The organism is Streptomyces sp. NPDC053076, assembly GCF_044546845.1.
Lineage (GTDB): Bacteria > Actinomycetota > Actinomycetes > Streptomycetales > Streptomycetaceae > Streptomyces.
The window spans coordinates 1-12,646 of record NZ_JBITZL010000005.1; the positions used below are offsets into that span (position 1 = coordinate 1).

The 12,646-nt window shown below is 72.0% G+C and carries 9 protein-coding genes; 6 read left to right on the forward strand and 3 right to left on the reverse strand.

All coding sequences use genetic code 11. From position 1 onward, the window contains the following. Positions 1 to 407: 407 nt before the first annotated feature. Positions 408 to 857 carry a PTS glucose transporter subunit IIA gene (locus tag ACIGYR_RS21110; RefSeq protein ID WP_399600271.1) on the forward strand — a complete coding sequence of 150 codons (450 nt, stop codon included), beginning with the start codon at positions 408 to 410 and terminating at the stop codon, positions 855 to 857. 104 nt (positions 858 to 961) lie between these two features. Continuing rightward, entirely contained in the window at positions 962 to 2,632 is a 1,671-nt protein-coding gene (gene ptsP / locus ACIGYR_RS21115) for a phosphoenolpyruvate--protein phosphotransferase (protein ID WP_399600273.1), read from the forward strand. An 87-nt stretch (positions 2,633 to 2,719) separates the two neighbouring features. On the opposite strand, the gene ACIGYR_RS21120 is transcribed toward ptsP, so the two are convergent. Continuing rightward, a complete protein-coding gene (locus tag ACIGYR_RS21120; RefSeq protein ID WP_399600276.1) occupies positions 2,720 to 3,613 on the reverse strand; it encodes a hypothetical protein in 894 nt (297 codons plus the stop codon). A 208-nt stretch (positions 3,614 to 3,821) separates the two neighbouring features. Next, complete coding sequence (locus ACIGYR_RS21125) at positions 3,822 to 5,789, reverse strand: acetoacetate--CoA ligase (RefSeq protein ID WP_399600279.1); 1,968 nt, start codon at positions 5,787 to 5,789, stop codon at positions 3,822 to 3,824. A gap of 213 nt (positions 5,790 to 6,002) precedes the next feature. On the opposite strand from ACIGYR_RS21125, the gene ACIGYR_RS21130 reads away from it, so the two are divergent. Then, a complete protein-coding gene (locus ACIGYR_RS21130) occupies positions 6,003 to 8,363 on the forward strand; it encodes a glycoside hydrolase family 31 protein (protein WP_399600281.1) in 2,361 nt (786 codons plus the stop codon). A gap of 10 nt (positions 8,364 to 8,373) precedes the next feature. Here ACIGYR_RS21130 and ACIGYR_RS21135 read toward each other — a convergent pair whose 3' ends face one another. Next, complete coding sequence (locus ACIGYR_RS21135; RefSeq protein WP_391844896.1) at positions 8,374 to 8,910, reverse strand: NUDIX domain-containing protein; 537 nt, start codon at positions 8,908 to 8,910, stop codon at positions 8,374 to 8,376. 262 nt (positions 8,911 to 9,172) lie between these two features. On the opposite strand from ACIGYR_RS21135, the gene ACIGYR_RS21140 reads away from it, so the two are divergent. The 3 genes from ACIGYR_RS21140 to ACIGYR_RS21150 all read left to right on the forward strand — a co-directional run bounded on the left by ACIGYR_RS21140 (position 9,173) and on the right by ACIGYR_RS21150 (position 12,638). After that, positions 9,173 to 9,619 carry a Zn-ribbon domain-containing OB-fold protein gene (locus tag ACIGYR_RS21140; protein WP_399600284.1) on the forward strand — a complete coding sequence of 149 codons (447 nt, stop codon included), beginning with the start codon at positions 9,173 to 9,175 and terminating at the stop codon, positions 9,617 to 9,619. Continuing rightward, positions 9,616 to 10,806, forward strand: a complete 1,191-nt coding sequence (locus tag ACIGYR_RS21145; RefSeq protein WP_399600286.1) for a lipid-transfer protein — start codon at positions 9,616 to 9,618, stop codon at positions 10,804 to 10,806. Before ACIGYR_RS21140 ends, ACIGYR_RS21145 begins: the two co-directional genes overlap by 4 nt. Before the next feature lie 173 nt (positions 10,807 to 10,979). Next, complete coding sequence (locus tag ACIGYR_RS21150) at positions 10,980 to 12,638, forward strand: EAL domain-containing protein (protein ID WP_399600289.1); 1,659 nt, start codon at positions 10,980 to 10,982, stop codon at positions 12,636 to 12,638. Positions 12,639 to 12,646 lie beyond the last annotated feature (8 nt).

Genomic DNA, 12,646 nt, shown 5'->3' on the forward strand with positions numbered 1-12,646 from the left:
GTTGATTTTTGGCACGCTGTTGAGTTCTCAAGGAACGGTCGCTTCCTTTGTACTCACCCTCTCGGGCTTTCCTCCGGGCTTCCCTTCGGTGTTTCAAACTCTATCAGGGTTTTTCCGTCTCCCTGACCACTTCCCTGCAGACATGCAGAAGTGATCCCGAGATAGGATCTGACGAGTTTGAGTGCTGCCGAGCGGAGACGCTTTCGCGTCGCTCCGCCCCAAGCAGGAGTACGACTGTACACGCGGCCTCCGAGCCCGTGCAAATCCACAGGGTTGGTGGTCTAGACCACTTGCTGGTAGGTTCCATACGGAACCGCCGCTTCCTTTGACATACCCTGCTGCTCAGTGTGCCGTCAGGGACAGGCAGTGACGGCCCTACCTGCAGCTCCACTCCTGGGAGGCTTCCCATGACCACCGTGACGTCCCCGCTCGCCGGACGGGCCATCGGACTGGCCGCAGTGCCGGATCCGGTCTTCTCCGGGGCCATGGTCGGCCCGGGTACCGCGATCGACCCCGTGCGTGAGGCCTCCGAGGCGGTGTCGCCCGTGGACGGCGTCATCGTCTCCCTTCACCCGCACGCGTTCGTCGTGGTCGACGAGAGCGGGCACGGGGTGCTCACCCATCTCGGCATCGACACCGTGCAGCTCAACGGCGAGGGCTTCGAGCTGCTCGTCAACAAGGGGGACACCGTGACCCGCGGCCAGGCCATCGTGCGCTGGAACCCCGTGGCCGTCGAGGCCGCCGGCAAGTCCCCGGTATGCCCGATCGTCGCGCTCGAAGCCACCGCGGAGGCCCTCTCCGACCTCTGTGACAGCGGTGACGTGAAGACCGGCGACAGCCTCTTCTTCTGGAACTAGGCGACAGCGTCTTCTTCTGGAACCAAGGGCACTGCCGTCGTAGGACGGCGAACAGGACAACCATCGCGGCGGCGGGACCCGCCGCACTATCGGAGACGGGTGAGATGGAGACAACGCTGCGAGGCGTCGGCGTGAGCCATGGCGTGGCGATCGGCGAGGTTCGGCACATGGGTACGGCGGTGCTGGAGCCGCCGGCCAAGCAGATCCCCACCGAGGACGCCGAGCGTGAGCAGGGGCGCGCCCGCCAGGCCGTGGACGCTGTGGCCGCCGACCTGATGGCGCGCGGCAATCTGGCCGGGGGCGAGGCCCAGGCCGTGCTGGAAGCGCAGGCCATGATGGCCCAGGATCCCGAGCTGATGGCCGACGTGGACCGGCGGATCGCCGTCGGCAGCACCGCCGAGCGCGCCGTGTACGACGCCTTCGCCGCGTACCGGGAGCTGCTCGCCGGTGCCGGGGAGTACCTCGCGGGGCGCGTGGCCGACCTCGATGACGTGCGGAATCGTATTGTCGCCCGGCTGCTGGGCGTTCCGATGCCGGGTGTCCCGGACAGTGACCAGCCCTACGTGCTCGTGGCCCGGGATCTGGCTCCGGCCGACACGGCGCTGCTCGACCCGTCGCTGGTCCTCGGTTTCGTCACCGAGGAGGGTGGTCCGACCAGCCACAGTGCCATCCTGGCGCGGGCGCTCGGTGTGCCGGCCGTCGTGGCGCTGCCGGGCGCCGGTGAGCTGGCCGAGGGCACGCTGATCGCCGTGGACGGCAGCACGGGCGACATCTTCGTGAATCCGAGCGAGGAGAAGAAGGCGCAGCTGGAGGCCGCGGCTGCCCAGCGCAAGGCCGCGCTGGCCGCTGCGACGGGGCCCGGTGTGACGGCGGACGGGCACAAGATGCCGCTGCTGGCCAACGTGGGCGGTCCGGCGGACGTACCGGCGGCGGTCGAGGCGGGTGCCGAGGGCGTCGGGCTGTTCCGGACGGAGTTCCTGTTCCTGGACGACAGCAAGAACGCTCCTTCCGAGGAGAAGCAGGTGGGGGCCTACCGGCAGGTGCTGGAGGCGTTCCCCGAGGGTCGTGTGGTCGTGCGGGTGCTGGACGCCGGCGCGGACAAGCCGCTGGACTTCCTGACACCGGCGGACGAGCCGAACCCTGCTCTGGGGGTGCGCGGGCTGCGGACGCTGCTCGACCACCCGGAGGTGCTGCGCACCCAGCTGACGGCGCTGGCGAAGGCCGCCGAGGGTCTGCCCGTCTACCTCGAGGTGATGGCTCCCATGGTGGCGGACCGCAGGGACGCGAAGGCGTTCGCGGACGCCTGCCGCGAGGCGGGGCTCGAGGCGAAGTTCGGCGCGATGGTCGAGATCCCGTCGGCAGCGCTGCGGGCGCGTTCGATCTTGCAGGAGGTCGAGTTCCTGTCGCTGGGGACCAACGACCTCGCGCAGTACACGTTCGCCGCGGACCGGCAGGTGGGTGCGGTGTCGCGGTTGCAGGACCCGTGGCAGCCCGCGCTGCTCGACCTGGTCGCGCTGTCCGCCGAGGCGGCCAAGGCCGAGGGCAAGAGCTGCGGGGTGTGCGGTGAGGCCGCGTCCGATCCGCTGCTGGCGTGTGTGCTGACCGGTCTGGGTGTCACCTCCCTGTCCATGGGTTCGGCGTCGATTCCGTACGTCCGCGCCACGTTGGCGAAGTACACGCTGGCGCAGTGCGAGCGGGCGGCTGCGGCGGCGCGTGCGGCGGACAGCGCCGAGGAGGCGCGCGGCGCGGCTCAGGCGGTGCTGTCGGGCGAGTAGCCGTACCGGCACCTTCGGTGTGTCGGTTCAGGGGCGTCCCGCCTTTCGGCGGGGCGCCCCTGGTGTGTTTCGGGGCGTGTGGGGGCGTCAGTGTCGGTGGTCCGGTGCCCTCCCCGCCTCCGGGAGGTCGGGCGGCTCGCCGTAGTCGACGCCGGGTTCGGGCGAGATGAGGTCCCCGGATTCGGCGTCGGTGCAGTAGGCGTCGAAGACCTCGGCCGCTGTCAGTGGTTCGAGGGCGCCGCCGCGCAGTCGCCAGCCGTAGACCCGGTCGACCGCGCCGGCGGCGCTGGTGCGCATGACGAGTCCGCCGGGGCTGCGGGTGGCGAGGCCGAGGGCGAGCACGCTGGTGAACTCGAGGGCTTCGGCCTCGTCCAGGCGCGTGGCGCCGTGGGGCTCCTGGTCGCCGTGCAGAACGGAGATGAGGGTGTCCGGTGGTCCGGAGACGGTGCACACGAGGTGCCGGTCGCCGGGTGGTGCGGTGTCGAGGATGCCTGCCAGGAGGCTGGAGGCTCGGGTGAAGGCTGCCTTGCCGATGTCCTCGCCGCAGGTCGGGCAGGGGCCCAGGCGGGTCAGGAGGGTGGTGGCGTACTCCCAGGTGGCCTGGCGCAGGGCTTCGTCGACGAGGGCGGGCAGGAGGGCGGCGAGCGGGCGGCCGTCGTAGGGAATGGTGGGGCCGGTGGCCGCGAGTTCGGCGGTGAACCGGCTCCGGCTGGCCGGGGCTTCCGGGTCGACGCCGGTGTGCGCGCAGTACGCGGCGTAGTCCTCGGGGTCGAACAGGGCGAGTGTGGTGTGGGTGCCCTGTGCGGCGCGGGCCCGGAGAACCGTCTCCAGTTGCTGGAGGTACGTCTCGTGGTCGTCGAAGGTGAAGCTGCGGTAGCGCCGCATGGTGCGGAAGTCGTGGTCGTCGGTGAGCACGCCGATGGTGCCGGCGATTTCGCGGCGCAGGACGCGTCGCATGGTCTGGTGGTCGGTGTGCGCCATGTTTCCCCCAATGCGCAGTCGATCAATTCTCACTCACCGTAACCGGCGCCACTGACAACGGCCGTCCGCAGATGGTCGTGGATCGAGCATGAGTGCTTGTCTGCGCAGGTCAGATCCTTGCGGAGTGACCTGTCGGGGGCGGTCCCGGACGCCGTTGCCGCGCGGCGTGGGCCCGGGACCGTGTGCGGAGGGTGACCTTCCGGTGGTTTCAGGCGCGCTTGCGGGCCAGTTCCTCGTAGAAGCCGAGCAGGGCGAGGTTGTCGATGGAGCCGGGGTTGACCGCGTTCTCCAGGGGCGTGCCCTGCAGGAGCCGTTTGACCGGGACTTCGATGCGCTTGCCGGTGAGGGTGTGCGGGATCCCGGGCACTTCGATGATCTCGTCGGGGACGTGGCGTGGAGAGAGCTGTGCGCGGATGGCCTGCTTCACGCGGTCCAGGAGCTTGTCGTCCAGGACGGCTCCCGGTGCGAGGTGCACGAACAGAGGCATCCAGTAGCCGCCGTCGGGCTGTTCGATGCCGAGGACAAGGGATTCCTTGATCTCGGGCAGGCGCTCCACGACCTCGTAGATGTCGGCCGAGCCCATGCGTACACCCTGCCGGTTGAGGGTGGAGTCGGAGCGGCCGTGGATGATCACGGTCCCGCGTGAGGTGAGGGTGATCCAGTCGCCGTGGCGCCAGACGCCGGGGTAGGTGTCGAAGTAGCTGGCGTGGTAGCGGCTGCCGTCAGGGTCGTTCCAGAAGTGGATCGGCATGGACGGCATGGGGTTGACGACGACCAGTTCGCCGACCTCGTCGATGAGGGGCTTGCCGCTGGGGTCCCAGGACCGCAGGTCGGTGCCGAGGCCGGGTGCCTGGAGTTCGCCGGTGTACACCGGCAGCGTCGGTACGCCGCCGGCGAAGCAGGAGCAGACGTCGGTGCCGCCGCTGACGGAGGCGATCCACAGGTCGTCGCGGACCTCGTCGTGCAGCCAGCGGAAGCCGTCGGGCGGCAGCGGGGAGCCGGTTGTGGCGACGCACTTCACGGCGGTCAGGTCGTATGCGCGGGCGGGGTGGACGCCGGCCTTGCGGCAGGCCATGACGTAGGCGGCCGAGGTGCCGTAGAGGGTGGCTCCGGTGCGCTCGGCGATGCGCCACTGGGCGCCCGTGTCCGGGTAGCCGGGGCTGCCGTCGTAGAGGACGATCGTGGTGCCCGTGAGCAGGCCGGAGACGAGGAAGTTCCACATCATCCAGCCGGTCGAGGTGTACCAGAAGAAGCGGTCCTCGGGCCCGAGGTCGCAGTGCAGGCCGAGCTGCTTGAGGTGTTCGACCAGGATGCCGCCCTGCGACTGGACGATGGCCTTGGGCAGGCCGGTCGTGCCGGAGGAGTACAGGACCCACAGCGGGTGGTCGAAGGGGACCTGTTCGTAGACCGGCTCGGCGTCCCCGGCCGTCAGTGCCGACCATTCCAGGGCGCCTTCGGGGGCCTCGCTGCCCAGCAGCGGGATGTGGACGACGGCGCGCAGGGTGGGCAGCTCGCGGCGCAGCTCGGCGACGGTCTCGCGGCGGTCGTGTTCCTTGCCGCCGTAGCGGTAGCCGTCGACGGTGAACAGGACGACGGGTTCGACCTGCTGGAAGCGGTCGAGGACGCTGCGGGCGCCGAAGTCGGGGGCGCAGGAGGTCCAGACGGCGCCGACGGCGGCCGCGGCGAGGAGGGCGACGACGGCCTGCGGGATGTTGGGGAGGTAGCCGCTGACGCGGTCGCCGGGGCGTACGCCGAGTGCGCGGAGCTCGGCGGCGAGGGAGCCGACCTGGCGGCGCAGCTCGGACCAGGTCACCGGGCGCGGGTCGTGGGACTCGTCCACGTACAGGAGGGCGGGCTGGTCGGCGCGGTCGGTCGCGGCGCGCAGGGCGTGCTCGGCGTAGTTGAGGGTGGCGCCGGGGAACCACTGGGCGCCGGGCATGGCACGGTCGCCGAGCACGCGCGTGCAAGGCGTCGAGAACCGTACGTCGAACCACTCGGTGAGGGCTCTCCAGAAGGTGTCCAGCTGGTCGACGGACCACCGGTGCAGGGCCGGGTAGCCGCCCTCGGCCGGCGCGCCGTGGTGTGCGGCGGCCCACGCCTGGAACTGGGTGATGCGGGCCTGGGCGACCTGTTCGGGATCGGGCTGCCAGAGCGGCTGGGGGTTCGCGGTCGACATGGGAGGCTCCCGGGCTGTGCGCGTCGTGGGCGTCGGTCCGCGCACGGGCTGGGGTGTGCGCGTGACGCGGCTGACAGGGACGATGCCATGTGATCGACTTCCGCACCAGGGTGCGCCCCACACAGTCCACGTCATGAAGATGTGGTCGCGGCACGGATGAACGGCAGTTGAACGACACGCGCGCGTAGGGCGCTCGGTGGCAGGGTGAGCAGCATGGACGGTCGTGACCTGGTGCGTTCGGTGAGTGTGGTCGGTTCGGGAAGGGCGGCTCTGGGGTTGCGTACCGTACGGGCGGCGTGGCGCAGCAGGCGTATCGACGCGGCGGGGTTGCCGCGCCGGGGGCCCGAGCGGGCCCGGGTGCCGGGGCAGGTGCAGGGCGTGGAGCCGGGTCCGGGCGGCGGTCTGATCCGCTTCGACCGCTCCGAGCTGCGCATCGTCGTGGCGGTGAACGGAGCGGTCTTCTGGGGGTGGGACGGGGCGGGTGCGCGGCCGTCGTACGCACTCGCGGGGAGCGGTCCCGAGCCCGATCCGCGGGCGGTGCTGGAGCCGGACAAGGACGGCGGCTGGCGGGTGGTGGCCGAGCGGGTCACGGTCGTCGTGTCGCGGCACGGCGCCGTTGAGGTGCGCACGCCGGGCGGGGTGATGCTTCGGCGGGATCTGCCGCCGCGCTGGTGGGAGCCGGTGGGTGGGGGTGCGCCGCGGTGGATGCAGCGGTCGGAGGTGGCGGCGGACGCACGGTTCTTCGGCCTGGGCGGGCGCGCGTGCGGTCCCCGGCTGCGGGACGGCGGGTACCGGCTGTGGAACACCGACCCCGGCCGTGCGTTCGGGCCTGGTCAGGATCCGCTGTACCTGACGATGCCGGTGCAGCTGGTGGTGGCGGACGCGGGCACGCATCTGGTGTTCCACGACACCACGTGGGACGGCACGGTGGTCCTGCGGGAGGGTGAGGAGGGTGCCGGGTCCGGGCACGACCGGGCGGGGCGCTGTGAGACGCGCATGGACGGCGGTCCGCTGCGCTGCTGGGTGATGGTGGGGACGCCCGCGCGCGTGCTGCACACGTGGGCCTCACTGACCGGGGCGCCGGCGCTGCCACCCGCGTGGGCGCTGGGGCACCATCACGCGCGGTGGGGCTTCGGCAGCGAGCAGGAGGTGCGCCGGATCGTCGCGGGCTACCAGGAGCGCGGCCTGCCGCTGGATGCCGTGCACCTCGACATCGACCACTACGACGACCACCAGGTGTTCACCGTCGGCCAGGAGCGTTTCCCCAAGCTGCCGGTGCTGGCGGAGGAACTGCGCCAGGACGGGATCCGGCTGGTGTCGATCGTCGGTCCGGCGGTGCGGGCGGCACCGGGCAACACGGTGTTCGAGAGCGGTTCGGCCGTGGACGCGTTCGTGCGGGACGCGTGGGGCCGTACGGTGCGGGGTGTCGGGTGGGCCGGGGAGTCGGTCTTCCCGGACTTCACGGACGCGCGCGTGCGCGCGTGGTGGGGCGGGCTCTACGAGGAGCGGCTGGGGCAGGGTTTCGCGGGGTTCTGGCACGACATGAACGAGCCGACGTCGTTCAGCGCCTTCGGTGAGCCGACGCTGCCGCGCTCGGCCCGGCACGCCCTCGAGGGGCGCGGCGGCGACCACCGGGAGGCGCACAACGTGTATGCGCTGTGCATGGCTCAGGCGGCCTGCGAGGGTCTGCGCGAACTGGCGCCCCGGGAGCGGCCCTTCGTGTTCTCCCGCTCGGGCTGGGCCGGGATGCAGCGCTACGGGGGTACCTGGTCGGGCGACGTGGCGACGGGATGGCCGGGGCTGCGGGCGTCGCTGTCGCTGGTGCTGGGGCTCGGCCTGTGCGGGGTGCCGTACTCGGGTCCGGACGTGGGCGGTTTCGACGGCAGTCCGTCACCGGAACTGTATCTGCGGTGGTTGCAGCTGGGCGCCTATCTGCCGCTGTTCCGCACGCACGCGGGTCTGCGAGCGGGGCGCAGGGAGCCCTGGGAGTTCGGTGCCGAGGTGCTGGAGCACGCGCGCGTGGTGCTGCTCGAACGCCGGCGGCTCTTGCCGTACTTCGTGACGCTGTCACATCTGGCCCGGCGGACCGGCGCGCCCTATGTGCGGCCGCTGTGGTGGGGGGCGTCGGAGGACCGGGCCCTGCGCGACTGCGAGGACACGTTCTTGCTGGGCGACAGCCTGCTGGTGGCTCCGGTCCTGGACCCCGGTGCCGGCCGGCGGGCGGTGCAGATGCCGCGGGGCCACTGGTACGACACGGTGACGGAGGAGGTCTACGAGGGGCCGGCGCGGGTTCTCGTCGACGCGCCGCTGTCGCGGATACCGGTGTTCGCGCGCGCGGGAGCGGTGCTGCCCGTGCGGGGCGACGACGGCGGGCTGGAGCTGGAGGTGTGGGCGCCCGCGCGCGGACGGACCGGGGGCGGCCTGGTCGTGCCGGACGCGGGCGACGGGTGGGACGAACCGGAGATCGAACGCTACGTGGCCCGTCGGCAGGGCGGCCGGGTGGTGGTCACCCGGGATCGGGAGGGCGGCGTGACGGAGCCGCCCTACCCGGTGCGTGTGCGGGGGCTCGACTGAGCCGTCCGGCTCACACGTAGCGGCCCTCGAACCATGCCTTGGCGGCCAGCGTGTGCAGCGGGAAGGCGAGTTCCTCGGGCCTGCGCAGCAGGTGCCGGCCCTCCGTCTCGTCCGTGGGACCGGAGGGCGGCAGTCCGTCGGCCGGACGTTCGGGCAGCAGTCCGAACAGCAGCAGGTGCCCGTCGGGTGAGCTCATGGCGTCCACGAGCCGCACGTCGCGGGCGGCTGCGTCGATACCGGTCTCTTCCCTGAGTTCGCGTACGACGGCCTGTTTCCAGTCCTCGCGGTCGTCGATGTAGCCACCGGGCAGGGCCATGCCTCCGCGCGCGGGGGCGATGGTCCGGGTGATGACGACCAGGGCCGTGCCCTTGGTGTCGTACACGGGCTGGAGCGCGACCGCGACGGGCAGCGGGTTGCGGTAGGCGACGGTCCCGCAGGAGGGGCAGGTGCGCGGCCAGCCGGAAATGCCCTCTCCATAGGGCGCTCCGCAGCTCGAACAGTATGAGTTCGGCGTGGAGTTGACAGTTGGGTGCTGAGTTTCGGACACGCGCGGACTGTATCCGATCAGGGGAGGGGCGTGTTCCGGCCGTGACACGCCAGGAACGGGCGAAGGGGGGCCGTGACACGCCAGGAACGGGCGAAAGGGGAAAAGGGAAGGGGTGGCCGGAATCACCCCCGTCGGTCCCGGCCACCCCTCGTGTACCACGACGCCGCCCGGGGCCGTTCGGTTCACAGAATCCGCCTGCCCCTTCACGGTTGCCCGTGGCACACTTCTGACGCATCGTCAGATCACCTTATGGGGAGGGCCCTTGCCGCACACACGCAAGCCCGCGGTCACCGACTGGTTCACCGGTGAGGGTGACGGCTTCCGCCTCCTGGGCACCCGCTGCACGGCCTGTGCCTCGGTCTTCTTCCCGCGCGAGGACGTCCACTGCCGCAACCCGCACTGCGCGGGCGGCTCCCTGGAGGAGGTCCGGCTGTCACAAAGGGGGCGTATATGGTCGTACACCGACAGCCGTTACCGCCCGCCGTCACCCTATGTGAGCGATCCGGAACTTCCGTGGGTGCCGTACACGTTGATCGCGGTGGAGCTGGAGGCCGAACGGATCGTGGTGCTGGGTCAGGCGGCTCCCGGGATCACCGTCGCCGATCTGACGGTGGGCATGGAGGTGGAGGTCGTCCCCGGTGTGCTCCACGAGGACACGGAGACGACCTGGACCATCTGGCACTGGCAGCCGACGGGGGTGGCGGCATGACGGTTGACGTGGCGGTGCTCGGTGCGGGCATGCATCCATGGGGCAAGTGGGGCCGCAGCTTCGTGGAGTACGGGACGGCGGCGGCCCGCGCGGCTCTCGCGGACGCGGGCCTCCAGTGGCGGGACATCGGCTCCGTCGTGGGCGCCGACACGGTGCGCGGCGGATATCCCGGGTACGTCGCGGGAGCGACCTTCGCCAAGGCCCTGGGCTGGCAGGGAGCGAGCGTGACCAGTGTGTACGCGGCGTGCGCGTCGGGGGCCCAGGCCATCTCCGCGGCGCGGGCGCAGATTCTCGCCGGCCTCGCGGACGTCGTCCTGGTGGTGGGCGCGGACGCCGCCCCCAAGGGGTTCTTCCGGCCCGCGGGCGGAGAGCGTCCCGACGATCCGGACCGGCTGCGCTTCCGCCTGCTCGGCGCGACGAATCCGGCGTACTTCGGGCTGTACGCGCGGCGGCGGATGGCGGTGCACGGGGACACACCGGAGGACTTCGCGCTGGTCAAGGTGAAGAACGCGGCCCTCGGGGCGCTTAATCCGCACGCCCGCTACCGCAAACGGGTCACCGCCGAGGAGGTGGCCGCCTCCGCGGTGGTCGCCGACCCCCTGCGGCTGCTGGACATCTGCGCCACCTCCGACGGCGGGGCCGCCCTGGTGCTGTCCAGCCTGGACTTCGCGCACCGGCACGGTGTCGCCCGGCCGGTGCGGATCAGGGCGGTGTCGACGGTGACCCCCCGCTTCCCGAACACGGTGCTGGACCTGCCGGACATCGCCACGGACTGTGCGGCCTCGGTGTCGCCCCCGGCTGAGACCTTCCGGTCGTCCATCGCCCGGGCCGCCTACGAAGAGGCGGGCGTCGGCCCCGGGGACCTGTCCCTGGCCGAGGTGTACGACCTGTCCACGGCACTGGAGTTGCAGTGGTACGAGGACCTCGGACTGTGCGGCGAGGGCGAGGCCGTGAAGCTGCTCCGGGAGGGCGCGACCGCCATGGGCGGCCGGACACCCGTGAACACCAGCGGTGGACTCGCCTCCTTCGGGGAGGCCGTGCCGGCCCAGGCCATCGCCCAGGTCTGCGAGCTGACCTGGCAGCTGAGAGGTGCGGCGGGCGACCGCCAGGTGGCCGGGGCACGGGTGGGCATCACCGCCAACCAGGGGCTGTTCGGGCACGGGTCCTCGGTGGTCGCCGTACGGTGAGCGAAGCCGGACGGGAGCCGTGCGGGGAAGCGGAAGCTGTGCGGGGGAAGCGGAAGCCGTGCAGGGGAAGCGGGAGCCGTGGAGTCGTCCACGCTGTGTGACCACCCCGGAATCCTGCGTGAACGTCTTATGAACTGGGCCTGGGCGTGGACGGGCAGCGCCATCATGCTCCCGTGCACTCCTGGACGGATACTCTCCGCTTCGCCTTCCAGCCGGTGGTCAACCTGAGGACGGGCGCGGTCGCCGCACTGGAGACACTCGCCCGCCCGGAAACCGGCGACGTCCTGGCCGAGGCCCGCCGGGATCCGGAGCTCGACGGCACGCTGACCGTGTTGGCCCTGCGTGCGGCGGCACGCAAGGAGACGCTGCTGCCGCTCCATCTGAACGTGTTCGCGGCCACCCTCGCCGACCTCGGCGGCCTCACACCGCTGCACGACGCCGTCCGCGCGGCCGGGCGCCTGCCCTGGGAGGTGACCCTCGACATCGTCCCGCCCTACACGCACGTGCCGCAGCGGGCCCTGCTGGAGGCGGTGGCCGTGCTGCGCGAGCAGGGCTTCCGGATCAGCGCGGACGGCATCGGGGACGGTGACGTACCGCTCAGGCTGCTCACCGACCTCTCCCCCGACCTGGTCAAGCTCGACGCCTCGCTGCTGGCGCGGCCGGCCGCCGTGCGGGCCATGCGGACGTTGTGCGAGGAACTGGGCGCTCTGGTCGCGGTGGAGGGCGTGGAGACCGAGCTCCAGTGCGCGGCGGCCCTGGCGGCCGGTGCGCAGCTGGCCCAGGGCGAGCTGTTCGCGCCGCCGGCCCGGATTCCCGCGGCGGACGTATACGTTCCGTCCCTCGCTCCCGCTGCCGTGACCGTGTCCCGCTCCGGACCGTCGGTGCGGGAGTTCGTGCGGCCCGCGGCCGTCCTGCCGCTGACCGCTTCCGCCGGGCAGGTGCGGGCCCTGCTGACCGGTTCTCCGGAGGTCTCCGGGGTGTTGCTGGTGGATCCGGCCGGCCGGCCCGTCCGGTCGGTGCACCGTTCGCGCTTCCTGCTGTCGATGTCCGGCCGCTACGGGCACGCCCTGTACGCCGACCGGCCGGCCTTCAAGCTCGGCGACGCGCCCCGCACGGTCGGTGTCGACGCGACGGCCTGGCAGGTGCTGGACGTGGTGGCGGTAGGCGGCCGGGACCGGACCTCCGACGACGTCGCGGTGGTCGACGAACACGGCCGGTGCGTGGGGGTCGTACGGCTGGCCGATCTGGTGCGGGCGCTGGCCGAGAGCCGGGTCGAGGAGGCGGCCGGGCTCAACCCGCTGACCCGGCTGCCCGGTTCCGACGCGATCGTGAGCGAGGTGGACCGACGGATCTCCGACGGGCGGGCGTTCGCGCTCAGCTGGCTGGACATCGACCATTTCAAGCAGATCAACGACGGAGCCGGGTTCGCCGCGGGCGACGAGCTGATCCGCGCCGTGGGCGGCGCGCTCCAGCAGGCGGTCGCGGGGCACGCGCGCGTGGGGCACATCGGCGGGGACGACTTCCTGGTGCTGGCCGACGAGGAGGCGCTCCATCCGCTGGTGGCCGCGGTGCTCGACGCTTCCTGGGCGGCGGGCGGCCGGCCGGTCACGCTGTCTGTGGCGACCGTCGTCTGTGGTCCGGGCAGTGTGAGCGACCATCACCAGGCCGCCGCCCAGCTCGCTCCGCTCAAGAAGGCGGCCAAGGCGCTGAACGGCGCGAGCTGGGTGCTCGGGCGCGCCGGGTTCCCCGGCCACGAGGTCCGGCGCGGCAGCCCGGGACCGGCTCCGGCCGCGGCCCCGGCGGGTTACGCGGCCGCCGAGCCACGGTGGTGAACCACCCG